The sequence below is a fragment of the Alteromonas sp. S005 genome, from assembly GCF_036864475.1.
Classification (GTDB): domain Bacteria; phylum Pseudomonadota; class Gammaproteobacteria; order Enterobacterales; family Alteromonadaceae; genus Alteromonas.
In genome coordinates this window covers 51376-68700 of sequence record NZ_JAZETN010000011.1, presented here as the reverse complement: position 1 = coordinate 68700, position 17325 = coordinate 51376, and the positions used below count along the sequence as shown (strand labels likewise).

The window sequence follows — 17325 nt, the reverse complement described above, 5'->3', positions numbered from 1 at the left end:
AATTTGTAACTACTTCTAGAACTCGTAGTAAACGCGCACACCGGCAATACGAGGCATACCGCGAACGAAGGTAGGAATGCCCAAGCCACCACCCGTGTTACCTGCATCAATCAAGAACTCTTTATCAAACAGGTTGTTCACGTAAAACTCATAGGCAAACTTGCTGTTGTCTTGAAGCAGCTTCACCGACACATCGGTTAGTGAGTAAGTATCTTGAGAAAGGCCAGGATAATTACTGCTTTCAAAAAACACTTCTGACTGGAAGCTGGTAAGCCAGTTAACATCAATGTCGAAGTTATTCATGTTGAATACTTTGTTGATGTTTATCGCGCCGCTAACCTCTGGCGCTAAGCGGAACTTATTGCCGCCGTACTGGAACTCAGAACCATCGGCTGTATTGTCTGCAAACTCAGCATCAAGGAAACCAAGGCTTGCTGTTAGCGTCAGCGTTTCACTGTAGTTATAGGTCGCCATGCCTTCAATGCCCGACATGGTCGAGTCGCCTACCGTTACGGTAATAGACTGCAAGGTTTCTGCATCGGTAAAACTTTGCTGATAATCGCTGTATTCGTAGGTAAAAATGGCTCCCGAGAATAGGAAGTTGGCGCTTTGATACTTAACACCCAAATCATAGCTGTCTACGATTTCAGGCTTGGTGACGTTAACACCACCCGCGTTTGCATCCACAACCGGTGAACGACGGCCTTTGGCGTAGTTCGCATATAAGTTCCAGTTGTTATTAACATCGTAGCTTACGGCAAAGCGTGGCAAGGTATCGTCAAAGTCGCGCTCTGCATCGAAAGTGAACGCACCGTCTGCGGTAGTAAAGGTATTACGCGTATAGCGGGTTTCATCGATATAGCGAACGCCAGCCGTAACATTAACATTGTCGGTCACGTAATACGACACTTCAGCAACATAGGATGCAATGTCTAGCTCAGCTTCAAAGGTGAACGGCCCTTGTATAAAAATAGGTGGCAGCGCAGGATTTGAAATAGGTGAACCATCTTCATTGAACAGTTGCGACACCAACATGGCACGTAGTGCTTCAATGTCTTCTAACGACGCATCGGTAGCGATATTTTGGTTAAGTGGAATGTTGGAATTGGCTTCAAGCTGTGCTCTCACTGCGTCGAAAGTGCCGCGCACAAACGGGTCTACCATCACATAATACGGTAAAATAGAATCGTCTTGGGTGATCGACGCACCAACAAATGCGGCCAGCTTATCACCAGAATCATATACTAAGCGCATTGATGCACCCTGAAGCGTGGCGTCGTTATCGAAATAAGCATCTTGAATACGAAGCGCAGAACCGTCTGCATCAAAGCCTTCGCTCACATCTACATCTTTATAATAGGCATCGGCATGTAGACTAAGCATTTGGTTAAAATCGTAGTTTACAGTTAAATCATAGGCTTGAAGCGTACGCTCAATACCTAACTCGCTACCTAAACTAAATTCAGCATCAGTAAAAGGGCTAGTATCTCCACCATTGGGGGCAATAGAGCCCGATTTGAAGGCGATGCCCGGCTGGTCGTTATACTCCATAGCTGCGCGCGCAATGATTTCTAACTTCTCATAGCTTGCAAGCCAAGTTGCGCGAAGTGCTTGCACCGACACTCCTTGAAGATCCTCGTCATTACACGGCACTTCTTCACCTAAGTGGTTATACATGTTTGCATTACCATAGTAAGAGTCAGCACTACACGCATTATTTTCTACAATGCCGTCCATCTCTCGGTAAAGCCCAGCAATACGGAAACTGTGATTATCATTAATAGGCTGGTTATACATAAACTCTACTTCTTGGCCCTGCTCTGAGTTATAGCCAACCTGCACTTTGCCTTCTTGTTCAAAGGTAGGAAGATTAGAGTGAATGCTTACCGCGCCATTGGCTGCCGCCACACCAAATAAGGTTGGCTGTGGGCCTTTTAGAACCTCTACGCGAGCAATATCGTAAAGCGCAACACTGGCTACGGTTTTCTTACTGATATCGAAACCATCTTGATATACCGAAATGCGAGGTGTAGCCGACACTGACGAAACATCATCGGTGACACCGCGAATATTGAAAGACGGTAAGCTTACGGCTTGTTCCTGAATTTGAACGTTAGGCAAAATACGAGATAGCTCATCAAGCTCCATTATATTGGTGCGCTCCAGAAACTCGCTGCCTATAACATCCATAGTAACTGGCACATCCATTACGGACTGCTCTCGCATTTGTGCAGTTACAGTAATCTCTTCTATATAATCTGTTTCGCTTTCCGTGTCGGGCGTTACTTCTTGCGCAATTGCTGCGCTTGATAAAGCAAACGCAATGGTTGTGGCGAGCAAAGAGCGTGAATAAACCGGACGTGAATACAGAGGGCGCATTAAATCATTCCTTTCGTGTGCTTATAGGGTGTTTTATGTGTTTTTATTAGCAATTCACCGATAGATTGGCGATGTTGCTTACTTTTTAGAATCATCGAAGCACAAGAATGTAGAGCGCTTTTAAGACGGTACGATGAAATATAGGTTACAAATGAAAGGCAATTTTGTGACAGATATATGCGATTGGAAAAATCTACGCCGCGATAATTGGCATAGCAAAAAACGCCCCTTTGAATCATAGAGCAAACTAAGTACACTCATTCCACGTAGGACAGAAATAACTTTTAACTAAAAAGCGAAATGGAGACTGCAATGAAAAAATTAATGATGGCTACAGCTATTGGCGCTGCAACCCTTTTAAGTGCTTGTAGTGCAGAGCACGGGACTACGCAGTGTACAACTGCGCCTGAAGCTGAATGGCAAAACCAAGATGCGTTTCAGGCTCAGCTGTTAGCGCAGGGCTACAAAATTAACGAATTTAAAGTAACGGGCGGCAACTGCTACGAAATCTATGGTTTCGATAAAGAAGAAAACAAAGTAGAAATTTACTTTAATCCAGTTGATGGCAGCATTGTTAAAAAAGAAATGCACTAAGTATGCTTTAGCAAACGACTTATAGATCGGTTGCTTTGATACTCGAGAAAAACGCTGCAATCTATTGCAGCGTTTTTGTTTTACCTTGAGAAAGATATCTAATGTACAGACCTAAAGATACGCCTTCGGATATTTATATTTGGGATTGGATAGTGCGACTATGCCACTGGGGCCTTGTCGCTACCTTTGTGACTAACTATTTTATTGTGGAGCCAGGTCGCCTTTATCACGAAATAGCTGGTTACATCGCGGTAGCACTTATATCCATGCGTGTTGGCTGGGGCTTTTTGTCAGCCAAGCTTCCACGAAGTAAAAGGATTGCCACTGAATATGCAAGCTTTTCTAATGTGTCACTGCATCAACACGCCTTCGCTGAGCATATTCAACACGTAAAACAAAAGAAAATTCCCACTCACCATGGTCACAACCCGTTTGGCTGGTTGATGATAATAGCTGTTATCACACTACTGCTGGGTTTAGGAGTTACCGGTTTTATGATGGAAGAAATAGATGCTATGTTCGGCAATAGTACACTGGAATGGGTACACAGCATTATGGCCGATGCCCTCTACGCATGCGTGCTAGTGCATATTGTTGCGGTGTTTGCTGTGCAATATATGGGAAATATTCAGTTAGTTCGCCCAATGCTCACAGGCTGGCGGAAACGCTAAGCCCCCGCAAACTCTCTTAATGATTTAGACGTTTGCTATCGATTACGTACGGGTAATATTTAGCTATCCAAAGGGCGCTTTGCTTCACGCACAGCTTTGGGGTGCATGAGTTTTTCTAAACGAGCAAGATACGACGCTATTTGCTGATGCTGTGTTTTGTCGTTTGTCACCGAGTTATACAGCCAGTGGTACGCCTCTTCGTAATCGTAAGGGCTGCCGTGCCCCTCTAAAAACAATTCAACCAGACGAATTTGCGCCTTCAGGTTTTTAAGGGCTGCAGCTTCCCGTAAATACACCACTGCACGTGCTTTATCCTGCTGTACCAGCGTACCTTTTGCGTAATAACGTCCAAGTTGCTCAAGTGCAGCAGGCAAACCTTGATTTGCTGCGTCTTCCATATAGCCAATCCCACGAGAAGGTTCGACATCTACGCACACCCCCCACGCCAGCATATCGCCCCATAAAAATTGGTAGGCTGGAATTTTTAGCACATCGGCGCGAGCTTCAATGTCTTGAACAAGCTGACATCTGTCTTCTACCACTTTATCTAGGTGCGTATTCGCGTTAATCATGTCAATGAGCGCGTCTTGGCTGTAGAGCTGAACTGCACGAAGCTCCTCTATCGTCTCCCCCTCAAGCGCATGAGCAGTAAACCCGGTTACGGATACACAGATTAATAAAGCGGTAGATATAATTCGTTTCATAGCTAAGCAATAAAGGTTGGTCACACATACTTAGTTCAGTTATCGACCTAGTATAGATTAACTTAACTAAGACATACTTTTCTTTGCATAAATAATCGCAAGAGGGCAAAGTTATTTTAACTTTGACCTCTCGGTTAAAGGGTATAGCAAAAAACGTTTAGGCTAATGACTACTTTTTCGCGGGCACATGGCCGATTGAATGTGACGGGCGTGGTCGGCTAAATCAATACCTAAATCAGTTAGGTAACCGCCATCAGGCTGGGTGATTAAGCCTTTCGAATACAGCCTTGATGCTGCGTTCACCATACTTTGACTAGCATCGTGATGGATTTTCAACCCCTGAAGCAGACTGTCTGCAGGAAACTTCAGTAGCAAATTTAACTCGTCTAGCATGTCCTGATCGAATGAACTCATGTAACCACCTTAGGCGAAAGGGTTATTAAGGTTTTAATACGCACATTACTGCTGCGTGTTATCACAAAGCACTATAATACAAGGGCTTGTGTAATTATACGCGCGCCATGTACCGTTGGCCCGCAATTGTTAAATTTCATAACATATTCCAATATCACACCTAAATGACGCCACTGTAAAGGTTATTTTGTCTGTAGAACGTTTAATGTTGGTTTCACACCGCTTACTGATCGGACTTTGACTTAAAATGGTATATTCTTGCCATAAATAACGTACGTGGATACGCCATAACAGATGAAGTATAAAGATTTACGCGACTTTATTCGCCAGCTTGAAGCAAAAGGCGAGTTAGTACGCATTAGCCAGCCCATTGATACCGATCTTGAAATGACAGAAATTGCCGATAGGACATTGCGTGCTGGCGGCCCTGCGTTGCTGTTTGAAAACCCAAAAAACCACGATATGCCGGTACTGGCCAATTTATTCGGTACGCCAGAGCGCGTAGCGATGGGCATGGGGCAAGACTCTGTTGAAGCGCTGCGCGAAGTGGGCAAACTGCTGGCTTACTTAAAAGAGCCAGAGCCGCCAAAAGGGCTAAAAGATCTTTGGGAAAAGTTACCTGTGTTCAAACAGGTGCTGAACATGCCTGCTAAAGTGTTAAAAAAAGCCCCTTGTCAGGAAGTAGTGCTTACCGGTGACGACGTCGATTTGTCAAAAATTCCGGTACAGCGCTGTTGGCCGGGTGACGCTGCGCCCTTGGTAACCTGGGGTTTAAGTGTTACTAAAGGGCCGCATAAGAAGCGCCAGAATTTGGGCATTTACCGTCAGCAGGTTATTGGCAAAAACAAACTCATTATGCGCTGGCTATCACACCGTGGTGGCGCCCTTGATTTTCGTGAGTGGTGTCAGACCCATCCGGGCGAACCCTACCCTGTGTCTGTGGCGCTTGGTGCAGATCCAGCCACCATCTTAGGTGCGGTTACTCCTGTACCCGATACACTTTCAGAATATGCTTTTGCAGGCCTTCTGCGCGGTGATAAAACCGAAGTGGTTAAATCTATCAGTAACGATTTGCAAGTTCCGGCTAGCGCCGAGATTGTGCTTGAAGGCTATATAGCTCAGGACGAAACTGCACCTGAAGGTCCTTATGGCGATCACACCGGGTATTATAATGAAGTTGATGAATTCCCTGTGTTTACCGTCACCCACATAACCCACCGCAAAGATCCAATCTACCATTCAACCTATACCGGCCGTCCACCCGATGAGCCAGCTATCCTAGGTGTCGCGCTTAATGAAGTGTTTGTGCCTATTTTACAAAAGCAGTTCCCTGAAATCGTAGATTTCTACTTGCCCCCCGAAGGGTGCTCTTATCGTATGGCAGTAGTTACCATGAAGAAGCAATACCCTGGCCATGCGAAACGGGTGATGATGGGTGTGTGGTCGTTCTTACGTCAGTTCATGTATACCAAATTTGTGATAGTGTGTGATGATGACGTTAACGCCCGCGACTGGAACGATGTCATCTGGGCAATTACTACACGTATGGACCCAGCCCGCGACACAGTAATGATAGAAAATACGCCTATCGATTACTTAGATTTTGCATCACCGGTTTCAGGGCTCGGCTCTAAAATGGGCATGGATGCAACAAACAAGATGCCGGGAGAGACCGACCGTGAATGGGGCGTGCCTATTGTGATGGACGAAGACGTTAAAAAACGGGTTGATGATATTTGGGACAGTCTTGGTATTATGTAGCAATTATTTTTAGCGCTATTTATTTTGTATTGAGCATGCGCTTGTATTAAAGCGCATAAAAAGGCGACACGCTAAGCAAGAAGGTTTAAAGAGAATACATGTCAGAAATTAAGTGTAAGGTTGCAAGCATCACGCCCTTAACCGAAGTGGTTCAAAAAGTTGAATTAACGCCAGAAAGCCCTGTGGAATTTAAGGCCGGTCAGTACGCTATGGTAGTGATGGGCGAAAAAGATATGCGTCCGTTCTCAATTGCTAACGCCGCCTTTGATAACAGCCGCATTGAATTACACATTGGCGCAGAGCCTGGCAACAGCTACGCCGGCGAAGTGCTTGAGCGCATGCGTGCAGATGGCGAAATTACTGTAAATGTGGGTAATGGCAATGCCTTTTTGCAAAGCAATGGCCTGCCGATGGTGCTTATTGCTGGTGGTACTGGCTTCTCGTATACCTACTCCATTCTGCAAGAGCACCTTAACGGCGGTGACAAAACACCACTTACCCTTTATTGGGGCGGGAAGCATGCGGATGACTTATATCTAGCCGATGAGCTAACAGCGCTTGCTGAGGCAAATGAGCACTTCACTTTTGTGCCAGTTGTTGAGTTTGCATGTGATGAATGGAAAGGCAGAACGGGCTGGGTGCATCATGCGGTAATGGCAGACCATGCTGACTTTGCGAACGTTCAAGTATATGTTGCCGGTCGCTTCGAAATGGCAAAAGTAGTACGCGACGATTTTACTCAGCGCGGCTTAAAGGTTGAGAACCTGTTTGGCGATGCGTTTGCGTTTGTTTAAGCCATTTGTATACGAGGCTTGTTAAAACCTACCGCCATCGAATCGTCGCTGGCGCTTTATCAGGAGTATTGGGGATCAATCATACCTTCAATCTCCTGAGCCGCTTTGTCAAAGGTAAACACTTTGGTGAGGTTAAACTTATATAGTTGCGCGTGACGTTTGGCTTTATTAATGATGAGAGCGTCAGGAAAGTCTGCTTGCTTGGTTTTCCCGCCCGCTTTTATTGGCTTAGCATTGATAAAATCTTTCAATGCGCCCCAGACTGCCTGATTATCCTCAAACACAATATTTGGCTCGGCAAATAGTGCATGAATAACCTGAATAATTTTCTCTTTATTTAAACTGTAGCGCTTACCTTTTAGCGTCCAAATAGTTTCAATTAATACCACATCTGTAATCAAGACTTTCTCAGAGTTAAGAATCAAATTACTTGCTTGCAAAGCTTGCATTTCGTCGTCTTGTAGTAAGTAACGAAGCAAGACATTCGTATCTATAGCTATCATTTCTCTATCGCGCTCTGGAGAGACGTTTCATCACTGAAGCTGTGATTAACAGTGATATTTTTCAAAATTCCTTTTGCTGCGCCAGTTTGTTTTTTCACAATAGAGATAACACCTTGACGATCAACAAAGCTTTCAACATCATCGCCCGCATAGATATTTGCAATGCTACACAACTCTGCGGGTAGCGTTATCTGCCGTTTCATACTAACTTTAGCCATTGTTATTTAATCTCCACACCTCTCAACTGTTCATTTATTATACTACCATCTTTACTTTTTACCAGAAAGTAAAGAATAGATAGTTTTAAGCTTGCGACAGTTGGCTAGTTTAAATCGGTTACTCCAATTGTAGCCAAGCCACGTATTGGTTATGGTTAAAAGATAAACACTGGAGAGAACAATGATAAAAAACCTATCCTCACTCGCTAAGATAAGCGTAAAAATAAGAAAAAATAGCCTACTGGTATCTACTGTTTTATTGAGTAGCACATTTTGTTTCGCCGCTCACGCCCAGAGCGAGCAGCAGCAAGCACTCTACGATATTGCCGACGGTGTTTCCGCTGAAAATATCGAAAAAGACATTACTAAGTTAGTCAATTTTGGTACTCGCCACACCCTTTCTGAAACCGAGTCTGACACCCGTGGTATAGGCGCTGCGCGTCGCTGGACTAAATCTGAGTTTGATAAAATTTCAGCCGAGTGCGGTGGCTGCTTAGAGGTGTACTACCAATCAGAAGTAATTAGCGGTGAGAAACGTATTCCAGAGCCTGTAGAAGTGGTCAGCGTTATCGCTATTCAACGTGGTAGTACTGACCCGGATCGTTACGTGATCATGTCAGGCGACATTGATTCACGAGTGTCTGATGTCATGGATTTCACCTCTGATTCGCCGGGCGCAAATGACAACGCCTCGGGCGTTGCCGGTACTCTTGAGGCCGCGCGGGTGTTGTCGAAATATAAGTTTAACGGCAGTATTGTTTACGCAGCATTATCAGGTGAAGAGCAAGGGCTTTTCGGCGGACGTATCATGGCAAAGCAAGCCCAAAAAGACGGATGGCGAATTAAAGCGGTCCTAAACAACGACATGATCGGCAACATTGAAGGCGTTAATGGCGTAATTAACAACACCACCGCTCGCTTGTTTGCCGAAGGTACACGCGTGACCGAAACCGAAAAAGACGCTCGCATGCGCCGCTTTACCGGTGGTGAAGTAGACTCACCAAGCCGAAACCTTGCCCGCTATATCGATAAAATCGCGGATAAGTACATTGAGAACTTAGACACTATGGTGATTTATCGCCTAGACCGCTTTGGCCGTGGTGGACATCATCGCCCGTTTAACGACTTGGGCTATCCGGGTATTCGTATTATGGAGACTAACGAAAACTATACCCGCCAACACCAAGACCTTCGCGTAGAAGATGGGATTGCCTATGGTGATACCTTAGATGGCGTTGACTTTGACTACGCAGCTAAGCTTACCGGTCTAAACGCGGTTTCTCTTGCAGCGATGGCGTGGGCACCGAATCCACCTGCAAACGTACAAATTGCGGGCGCTGTTCAGCCTTCAACCTTCTTAAAGTGGGATGCACTGGATGCAAAACAAAATCCTCAGCTTAAAGGTTACAAAATATATTGGCGTCATACCGATGCACCGCAGTGGGAATATAGTAAGTATGTGGGCAATGTGACCGAGGCCATGCTTGAGAACGTCGTTATCGACAACTACTTTTTTGGCGTTGCTAGCGTGAACAAAGACGGTGTTGAAAGCGTTGTGGTTTACCCTGGTCCCGCGGGAAGCTTCGGCGACTAGTTTATTTAGCTTAAGCTAATACTCGTGACAGTAAGCCATTAGCGAAACAGGCTTATCGTCACGAGTGCCGTTAGTACTCACCTAGCCCAACACATACTGCACAAAATACTGATGTGACTTACATTTTGTTAATTTAAGCCAATGCGTGTTTATTGGAATTACGTGACTAACTGCATTACAGTGTAGTAAATGCATGATGGCAGTTCGGAGTTCACTTTTGGTAAAATTCAGCGCGTTTTCGCTTTCTTTTTTCACTCGACGCCTTTCCTTGTTAGGTATCAGCCTAGCAATTTGTTTTGTTAACACTTCGCTTTTACATGCCGCCCCCACGACTTTGGGTGCCGCTACCTTTGAAACCTACATTAGCGATGATGGTGAGCCTGCTCGAATTAATGCCTTGCTTGAAAAGGTGTTCAAAGAAGCAGGGCTGGATATTCAGCTTCAGGTTATGCGTCAGGCTTTTCTAGGCAGCTCTGTCTTAACGGGAAAACTAGACGGTGAGTTTGCCTACGTGAATTTGGGCGAAGATATTAGCAACTATGTGCTTTCCGATGTCTACTTGCCTATTCATCTTTATGCGGTAAGTAAAGAGGCAAACGTAGAGGAAGTTAGACTTTTTCCACACTTAAAAGGCAATCGGGTTGCCATTGAAAACCGCTTTGCTAACACGCCCTCATTCCGATTGCTTAAAGATATAAAGTGGTCGCGCAACCCCACAACTTTTGATGCCTTTCGCCAACTTGCCGATGATAGAGCACCTTATTTAATAACCACCCAGCTCCTCGCTCAGGAACTAAACATTTTGCTTGCTAACGATAGTGAAGAAACACTGCATTTTTCAGCAAAGCCTTTGGCAAAAACAGGGTTTCAAATAGCTCTTAGTAAAAATGTTGCGAGGGCTGAAAGCATTATTGAAAAATTTAACCAGGCCGTATCGACGCTGCAGAATAACGGAGAATTCAATCAGTCTCTTGCACTAGCGTGGATAACAAAGGATGTGGATGGCGATGGCATAGCTGATTTTATTGGGCACAGCAGCATAACTACAACCGCTGACTTGCTAAACACCGCCTACTCTCTTGACGGTAAGCCTACCTCTAACAGCAGCGTATTTTATGTAGACGGTGAGCAGTATGCATCGTTGGAGGAGGCTCGTACAGTACTCTCTGTTAAAGAAAGTGTATCAGCCCGCGAGTCGCTTCTAGACAAAACTGTCTACCAGCAGCTGCTTCGCCGCTGGTAGGTAATAACAGTTCGCATAGATAATTTTAGTAAACGCCGTTAGTGCGATGTTTCTGGTAAATACATTTCCAGAATGGTTAGCAATTCTTCACCATCAACCGGCTTAGATACGTAGTTATTGAAACCCGCTTTTAGCGCTTTTACTCTGTCAGAAGTGTAAGCATAAGCAGTAAGCGCAACGGCACTAAGCTTGGCGATTTCAGGGTTTTGACTAGCCCTCATTTTAAGCATCAAACCTAATCCATCTAATTCCGGCATACCTATATCTGAGAGCAGTAAATCGAAAGCCTCAGGCATATCGTTGAGCTCTTTCCACGCTAGCAAGCCATTTTTAACCACATTGACGCGAGCTCCGTTAGACTCCAAAAATAGTTTTATAAAATTGCGTGCGTCCTGTTCATCTTCCGCTACCAAAATTCGCAAACCACTTAAACGCAAAGACTCTGTTAAGTCACTAATTTCACTATTTTTAGTTTCGATTATTTCATCATGCAAGCTCAATGGAGCGATAGGCAATGTAACGTAAAACGTAGTACCCGTATTAGGCCCATCGCTTTCTGCGTAAATTTCACCACCGTGCATTTCAACCAAGCTTTTTACAATGGACAAACCTAACCCAAGTCCAATTTTATTGTGGGAATCATTGCCTTGATAAAAACGCTCAAACACATGGGCTATTTGCTCACGTGTCATACCTTTTCCGTTATCTTTAACACGAAACAGGTAGTTTGAATGCTCTCTTTTGCCTCGAACATGCACAGTACCGCCTTTTGACGTAAATTTAAGTGCATTGCTTAATAAGTTATTTATAACCTGCTTTATGCGTAAATTATCGCCTAATATCTGGGTATATTCGTCTTCGCAACTTATTGAAAGCTGAATATTTTTACTTGCAAACCCAGCTTCAAATGACTTGGCTACCTCGGAAATAGATGATGCAATATTTAGCGAATGGGTACTCAATTTCATGGTGCCCGATATAATACGAGATAAATCTAAGATGTCGTTTATCAAGGCGGCTTGAGTAGATGCGGCGCGTTTGATTACCCCCAGCGCATCTTTCATTCTATCTACATTTTCCACATCCATAAGGGCTAAATCTGTCCACCCAACTATTGAATTAAGCGGTGAGCGAAGCTCATGTGAGATACTTGCTAGAAACTGGTCTTTAGCTTTATCCAACTCTTCTAACTTGCTAATTTGTTGATCTGAAGACGCTTTCAGACTGAGGGCATAGGGGATAAACAAGTGGTCGAACCCATCAATAATTAGCTTGTCGTCCTCACTCCACTCTACCGACTCATCAGCCACACTTTGTAAGTACAAATCAAAAGAATTACGGGGGGTTAATGACTTACCGATATCCTTTTTAGCTGCTTCTCGGCCTGCCCAGCGAATTGTTTTGTCACGCTGCTCCCGAAACCATACGGTGAAGTAGCCCAACTTGGCAGATACACAAGAAATGTACATACCGCGTATACCGTTAAGCGAACAGTCTTCAGAAACCTCATCTGCTAATCTATTGATGGCTATCGACTGTTCTGAATCACTGACAGAAAATTTACCTAACAATAATGTTAACGTTTCTTCTGAGGGGGTTTTACCAACAAGGTAATTACCCGTGGGCGTGATAACCGCCATGCCACAACCATTAGCAACCTCCAGCAGAGGGGTCTCTTTGTTCGAAATAGCCTCCAATGGATTTGAGTAAGAAGTAAGTTGATGGACAATATTATTCAGCTTACGCTGGCGTTGTTGAAACTGTTCTTTCTTTGTATGAAGCGCTTTTGTATGCATTTGCCAAGCGTAAAGGTGCCCAAGTGATTCGCACACTAAACGCTTTTTCTGGTCGATATATTTAGGCTCACTATTGTGGCAAGCGAGTAGTCCCCACAGTTTCCCTTCAAACACAAGCGACACCGAAAACGACGAACGAATACCCATGTTTTTTAAATAATTGATATGTATAGGTGATACCGAACGTACCATCGACATTGAGAGATCTATTGGCGCGCGTTCAGCCTCGATTAAAGACGGCTGTAAAGGTATAGGTTGCTCTTCGACATCAAATACACAGCGGACACGGTTTTTAAGGTATAGCTCTCGGGCTTGTTTGGGAATATCCGACGCGGGAAATTTCAACCCTTTAAATGAACGTGAGTCTGGCTGAGTTGCTTCACCAATGACATTGCCGCAATATTTATCATCAAATTGATAGACCATTACTGAATCGAAGTCGATATATTCTTGAAACACCTTTGCTATCGCATCTGCGACATCGTTAATCGATTCCTTATCATCTACATTGGGTAGTAGGGCGCGAATGTCTACATCCATTGGTACCCAGCGCTGAGCCGCTTCATAACTTAGCTGAGGCGTGGGTTCTAACTCTATTACCAGTAAACCATTTGAATCAAAGGCAACGCCGCTACCTTCTTTTTCCCAGTTATCGAGCCAAAGCGCATTTTTTGCAAACTTCCATTGATAGGCATGGCGCACCCCTCCACCTTTAACCGACTCATAAATAGTTTTGAATGTAGGCGCGTCTGGTGAAGGCACGTCAATCAGATCTGTGACCGGCGTTTCACCCGCCACTATATTGACTTTAAATAGCTCTTTAATGTTTTCACTGAATACGTGAATCTTTTTAGTGTCGGGGTTTATCGCGATAACATATCCAAAGCTCTGAACGCTTTCGATTAAATGAATGGCCTCGTCTTCACAATTTTGAAGTGAAGGCTGTGAGTATTGATTTTGTTGCATTACCTTGCGCCGAGAAATTTGGAAAGCGAGCTTTCATGATTAGAACAGTAATTGTTGTCACGATAACAACTTATCTTGAATAAAGCATGTAATATCGAAGAGATTTGTTCAGTTCACATTCATTAAATAATCAATTAAATCTTGCTAATAAAATGCTTTATTGTTGCTTTTTTTGATTTGACGCAATAAACTTTCAGTAATTTCTGAAACTTCTGGAATATTAAAATGAAAATGACGCCTCTAATTACATCTGCGGTTATGCACTTTGGCGAAATGGGAAGCCGCTGGGGTTTCAACAGAACAGTTGGACAAATTCTTGCGCTTATCGTTTTAAACGAAGAGCCTATTTCGGCCCAAGAGGTTGCCGATGCGCTCAATATCTCCAGAGGCAACACCAGCATGGGCTTAAAAGAGCTTCAGTCATGGCGCTTAGTTAAACAGCACCATGTTCCTGGGGAAAGGAAAGAGTTTTTTATTCCCGCTGGCGATATCTGGACGCTGGCAAACCGGGTTTTTGAAGAGCGTAGAAAGCGCGAAATAGACCCAACCATGAGCCTGCTTCGGGATTTGCTCCTTGATGCACCTGCTAATGAAAAGGAGGCAAACGCCCAACACAAACTGAACGAAATTCATGATTTACTCGAATCAATTACGGCATGGTCTGAAGAGCTTCAGAATCTTGGACCTGAAAAGCTAAACACGTTGATGAAATTAGGTTCTGGCGTGGGCCGTATGCTTGAACTCAAGGACAAGCTACTTCCAGGGAAAAACAGCGTTAACTAAGGGGGCTTTCTGTGGATGCATTCTTGCTGTCTCGTTTACAATTTGCGTTAAATATTAGTTTTCATATTTTGTTTCCAACCATCACCATGGCGATGGGCTGGTTTCTTTTTTATTTTAAACTGCGCTCAAACATTTCAGGTCACCCTGTTTGGATGCGCATGTATCGTTTTTGGGTCCGTGTTTTTGCCCTAAGCTTTGCACTAGGCGTGGTTAGCGGTGTGACCATGTCATTTCAGTTTGGCACCAACTGGCCGGGGTTTATGGAGAAAGTGGGCAACGTGGCCGGCCCGCTCTTAGGTTATGAGGTACTGACCGCCTTCTTCTTAGAAGCCACGTTTTTAGGTATCATGCTATTTGGTATTCGCCGTGTTCCTAACTGGCTGCATACAGCATCTACCCTTATCGTTGCCCTTGGTACCACCACCTCCGCGTTCTGGATACTGGCCCTTAATAGCTGGATGCAAACTCCACAGGGCTTTGAAGTGGTCGATGGTGTGGTCTACGCCACCAACTGGAAAGAAATCATTTTTAATCCGTCTTTCCCTTATCGCTTTGCTCATATGATGTTGGCGTCAGGCCTTACGGCGAGTTTCCTTATTGCTGGGCTTTCAGCATACCGTATGTTGAAAGGTGACGATAAACTCGCCCCAAAATTAGCGCTTAAAACGGCTACCTATACGGCGGCCGTGCTTATTCCTCTGCAGATTTTTGCAGGCGACATGCACGGTTTAAATACCCTAGAGCATCAACCTCAAAAAGTAGCTGCGATGGAGGGTTTATGGGAAACCACTGAAGGCGCGCCTTTATTGCTTTTTGCAGTTCCTGACGAAGAAAGCAAGGAGAACCACTTTGAAATTCCCATTCCCTATGGTGCAAGTTTAATTCTTACCCATGAACTTAAGGGCGAGATTAAAGGATTAAATGAATTCGAAGGTGAACACCCGCCAGTAGCCCCTGTGTTCTTCGGCTTCAGAGTTATGGTGGGAATGGGCATGTTGATGCTTGCCGTTTCATGGCTTGGCAGTCTTTACCTTATGCGAAACAAAGACTTTCCTGTTTGGCTAAAACGCACGTTCGCAGGCATGGCATTTAGCGGCTGGATAGCCACGCTCGCTGGCTGGTACGTAACAGAAATAGGTCGTCAGCCCTATTTAGTGAGTGGTGTGTTGAAAACTGCAGACGCAGTTACTCAACTGCCGCCGGCCAATATTGCATTGTCATTCACGCTCTACCTCGTTATCTACACCGTGCTTTTGATTGCATACATGGGAACCCTTATGTTGATGTGCAGAAAAGCGGTAGAGATCGAAGAGATCACGACAGAAGAGCGGGAAGTCGCCAAAGCGAAGATGCAACCTTCTGAACCTGACCCAAGCACGGTCTAAGGAGAGCAAAAATGTTTGAAAATATATCAGCAGAGATGCTCGGAAATATTTATGTGGGCTTACTTGGTTTATCTGTATTACTTTATGCCATCTTGGACGGCTATGATTTAGGCGTAGGTGTATTGATTCCGCCTAGAACAGAGGCGTTTCGCGACGATATGATAGCCTCGATTGGCCCTTACTGGGATGCCAATGAGACTTGGCTTGTGCTTGCTATCGGTTTGCTGCTTATCGCTTTCCCTGAAGCTCATAGTGAGTTTTTGCAAACTCTGTATTTGCCTGCAACTTTCATGTTGTTAGGTCTTATTTTGCGCGGTGTGGCATTCGATTTTCGCGCTAAAGTTGTACAAGTGCAAAAACGTAAGTGGGATTTAGTGTTTAAATACGGTTCTTTGCTAACCACGCTGGCGCAGGGTTACATGCTAGGTATTTATGTAACTGGGCTTCGCACTGACATTTGGGCTCAAGGTTTTGCTCTACTTGCAGCATTTGGAGTAACGGCAGCTTATGCATTTATTGGCTCATGCTGGTTAATACTTAAAAGCGAAGGGGAGCTTCAAGAAAAAGCTTATTATTGGGCACGCCGTGGTTTAATTGTACTGGCTGTGGGAATTACAGCGGTAAGTATTACTAACCTTACCTTACATGATGATGTGCGAGATTTATGGCTATCGGCGCCTTGGGGCTATGTGCTGTTTGCTATACCCGTAGCATGTTTTGCGCTTTTAGCATTGTGCGGGGTATTGCTTAAGAAGCTGCCTGACGCTCAAGGTAAAGGCGAATGGCTTCCGTTCTTTATAGCCTTGCTTGTATTTTTGCTTTGCTTTACCGCATTTGGCATAAGCTACTACCCATTTATTATACCTGGGCAGATGACGGTAATGGATGCGCTCAGTGACGCTAACTCACTACGCTTTTTGCTTGTGGGTGTAGTCATTGTTGTGCCCATTATTTTAGCCTATACGGCCATGGTGTATAAAATTTTCTCTGGCAAGTCTGAAAAGCTGTCTTACTACTAGCAAGTCGTTGATGGGATCGCTGGCGATCCCAATTACTCAAAACAATAGTGAACATTATTGAAAGTCAATGGTGTTCACTTTCTATCCAGAGCTATACTGTTTGCTGCACTTTTCATTTTGTTCCGTTTTGAATCTGGCATCTTGCGTAGGTCATTTGCTTTTTGCAGTGTGGACAAAAACCCGCGATCAAAATGATCCTTTCTATTGAACGATAAATATCAATAAATAGAAGGACGTAAAATATTTCTTGCCTACACTACGTGTAAAAACAAAATATCTACATTAAACAATGGTGAATATTTTGTTGACATCAAACTGTAATATTACTATATTTTATTTGGGGCATTTTTTACTAGAAGGAGCCAATACTATGGAAAATGTATTCCATTCGTTTTCACGGTTCTTCAAACGCGCGCACCCCTATACAGTCGCTCATTATATCGGCCGTAAAAATGCGCAGCGTATCTTAGGATGTAAAATCAAAAAGAAATCCAAGATATA

Annotated in this window: 15 protein-coding genes; 9 read left to right on the top strand and 6 right to left on the bottom strand. The window is 44.3% G+C overall.

The features are described from left to right. Window positions 1-15 precede the first annotated feature (15 nt). Complete coding sequence (locus V7R55_RS13375; protein ID WP_334059901.1) at window positions 16-2379, bottom strand: TonB-dependent receptor; 2364 nt, start codon at window positions 2377-2379, stop codon at window positions 16-18. 312 nt (window positions 2380-2691) lie between these two features. Between V7R55_RS13375 and V7R55_RS13370 the strand changes: the two genes are divergently transcribed. Together V7R55_RS13370 and V7R55_RS13365 are read left to right on the top strand one after the other, a co-directional pair. Next, entirely contained in the window at window positions 2692-2973 is a 282-nt protein-coding gene (locus V7R55_RS13370) for a PepSY domain-containing protein (RefSeq protein ID WP_014950922.1), read from the top strand. 101 nt (window positions 2974-3074) lie between these two features. Beyond that, a complete protein-coding gene (locus V7R55_RS13365; RefSeq protein WP_334059900.1) occupies window positions 3075-3644 on the top strand; it encodes a cytochrome b/b6 domain-containing protein in 570 nt (189 codons plus the stop codon). A gap of 59 nt (window positions 3645-3703) precedes the next feature. Here V7R55_RS13365 and V7R55_RS13360 read toward each other — a convergent pair whose 3' ends face one another. After that, complete coding sequence (locus V7R55_RS13360) at window positions 3704-4348, bottom strand: tetratricopeptide repeat protein (protein ID WP_334059899.1); 645 nt, start codon at window positions 4346-4348, stop codon at window positions 3704-3706. A 162-nt stretch (window positions 4349-4510) separates the two neighbouring features. Then, complete coding sequence (locus V7R55_RS13355; RefSeq protein WP_118491853.1) at window positions 4511-4762, bottom strand: TIGR02647 family protein; 252 nt, start codon at window positions 4760-4762, stop codon at window positions 4511-4513. Between the two features lie 294 nt (window positions 4763-5056). Here V7R55_RS13355 and ubiD point away from each other — a divergent pair, with 294 nt between their 5' ends. Then, on the top strand, window positions 5057-6523 hold the full coding sequence (gene ubiD / locus V7R55_RS13350; protein WP_334059898.1) for a 4-hydroxy-3-polyprenylbenzoate decarboxylase: 1467 nt from the start codon (window positions 5057-5059) through the stop codon (window positions 6521-6523). A 98-nt stretch (window positions 6524-6621) separates the two neighbouring features. Beyond that, window positions 6622-7317, top strand: a complete 696-nt coding sequence (gene fre / locus V7R55_RS13345) for an NAD(P)H-flavin reductase (RefSeq protein ID WP_334059897.1) — start codon at window positions 6622-6624, stop codon at window positions 7315-7317. A gap of 59 nt (window positions 7318-7376) precedes the next feature. Here fre and V7R55_RS13340 read toward each other — a convergent pair whose 3' ends face one another. Both V7R55_RS13340 and V7R55_RS13335 read right to left on the bottom strand, forming a co-directional pair. Further along, entirely contained in the window at window positions 7377-7820 is a 444-nt protein-coding gene (locus V7R55_RS13340) for a PIN domain-containing protein (RefSeq protein ID WP_334059896.1), read from the bottom strand. After that, a complete protein-coding gene (locus V7R55_RS13335; protein WP_334059895.1) occupies window positions 7817-8038 on the bottom strand; it encodes an AbrB/MazE/SpoVT family DNA-binding domain-containing protein in 222 nt (73 codons plus the stop codon). The genes V7R55_RS13340 and V7R55_RS13335 overlap by 4 nt, the downstream gene beginning before the upstream one ends. A gap of 181 nt (window positions 8039-8219) precedes the next feature. On the opposite strand from V7R55_RS13335, the gene V7R55_RS13330 reads away from it, so the two are divergent. Then, window positions 8220-9632: a M28 family metallopeptidase gene (locus V7R55_RS13330; RefSeq protein ID WP_334059894.1), complete on the top strand. Its 1413-nt coding sequence runs from the start codon at window positions 8220-8222 to the stop codon at window positions 9630-9632. 217 nt (window positions 9633-9849) lie between these two features. Next, complete coding sequence (locus V7R55_RS13325) at window positions 9850-10875, top strand: substrate-binding periplasmic protein (protein ID WP_334059893.1); 1026 nt, start codon at window positions 9850-9852, stop codon at window positions 10873-10875. Between the two features lie 38 nt (window positions 10876-10913). Here the strand turns inward: V7R55_RS13325 and V7R55_RS13320 are convergent, their stop codons facing one another. Continuing rightward, the gene (locus V7R55_RS13320; protein ID WP_334059892.1) at window positions 10914-13637 is read right to left on the bottom strand and encodes an ATP-binding protein; all 2724 of its coding nucleotides are present in this window, start codon (window positions 13635-13637) and stop codon (window positions 10914-10916) included. Window positions 13638-13862: 225 nt separating this feature from the next. On the opposite strand from V7R55_RS13320, the gene V7R55_RS13315 reads away from it, so the two are divergent. The 3 genes from V7R55_RS13315 to V7R55_RS13305 are packed head-to-tail and all read left to right on the top strand — an operon-like array spanning window position 13863 to window position 16824. Continuing rightward, window positions 13863-14420 carry a GbsR/MarR family transcriptional regulator gene (locus V7R55_RS13315; RefSeq protein ID WP_136783374.1) on the top strand — a complete coding sequence of 186 codons (558 nt, stop codon included), beginning with the start codon at window positions 13863-13865 and terminating at the stop codon, window positions 14418-14420. A gap of 11 nt (window positions 14421-14431) precedes the next feature. Beyond that, a complete protein-coding gene (locus V7R55_RS13310) occupies window positions 14432-15805 on the top strand; it encodes a cytochrome ubiquinol oxidase subunit I (protein ID WP_334059891.1) in 1374 nt (457 codons plus the stop codon). 11 nt (window positions 15806-15816) lie between these two features. Next, a complete protein-coding gene (locus V7R55_RS13305) occupies window positions 15817-16824 on the top strand; it encodes a cytochrome d ubiquinol oxidase subunit II (RefSeq protein WP_334059890.1) in 1008 nt (335 codons plus the stop codon). Window positions 16825-17325: the final 501 nt, after the last annotated feature.

What these genes read in the sequence shown, in the direction of transcription:
- V7R55_RS13370 (WP_014950922.1), top strand. Translation starts at nt 2,692, where the DNA reads ATGAAAAAATTAATGATGGCTACAGCTATTGGCGCTGCAACCCTTTTA.
- fre (WP_334059897.1), top strand. Translation starts at nt 6,622, where the DNA reads ATGTCAGAAATTAAGTGTAAGGTTGCAAGCATCACGCCCTTAACCGAA.
- V7R55_RS13335 (WP_334059895.1), bottom strand. Translation starts at nt 8,038, where the DNA reads ATGGCTAAAGTTAGTATGAAACGGCAGATAACGCTACCCGCAGAGTTG.
- ubiD (WP_334059898.1), top strand. Translation starts at nt 5,057, where the DNA reads ATGAAGTATAAAGATTTACGCGACTTTATTCGCCAGCTTGAAGCAAAA.
- V7R55_RS13355 (WP_118491853.1), bottom strand. Translation starts at nt 4,762, where the DNA reads ATGAGTTCATTCGATCAGGACATGCTAGACGAGTTAAATTTGCTACTG.
- V7R55_RS13320 (WP_334059892.1), bottom strand. Translation starts at nt 13,637, where the DNA reads ATGCAACAAAATCAATACTCACAGCCTTCACTTCAAAATTGTGAAGAC.
- V7R55_RS13360 (WP_334059899.1), bottom strand. Translation starts at nt 4,348, where the DNA reads ATGAAACGAATTATATCTACCGCTTTATTAATCTGTGTATCCGTAACC.
- V7R55_RS13340 (WP_334059896.1), bottom strand. Translation starts at nt 7,820, where the DNA reads ATGATAGCTATAGATACGAATGTCTTGCTTCGTTACTTACTACAAGAC.
- V7R55_RS13330 (WP_334059894.1), top strand. Translation starts at nt 8,220, where the DNA reads ATGATAAAAAACCTATCCTCACTCGCTAAGATAAGCGTAAAAATAAGA.
- V7R55_RS13315 (WP_136783374.1), top strand. Translation starts at nt 13,863, where the DNA reads ATGAAAATGACGCCTCTAATTACATCTGCGGTTATGCACTTTGGCGAA.
- V7R55_RS13305 (WP_334059890.1), top strand. Translation starts at nt 15,817, where the DNA reads ATGTTTGAAAATATATCAGCAGAGATGCTCGGAAATATTTATGTGGGC.
- V7R55_RS13375 (WP_334059901.1), bottom strand. Translation starts at nt 2,379, where the DNA reads ATGCGCCCTCTGTATTCACGTCCGGTTTATTCACGCTCTTTGCTCGCC.
- V7R55_RS13365 (WP_334059900.1), top strand. Translation starts at nt 3,075, where the DNA reads ATGTACAGACCTAAAGATACGCCTTCGGATATTTATATTTGGGATTGG.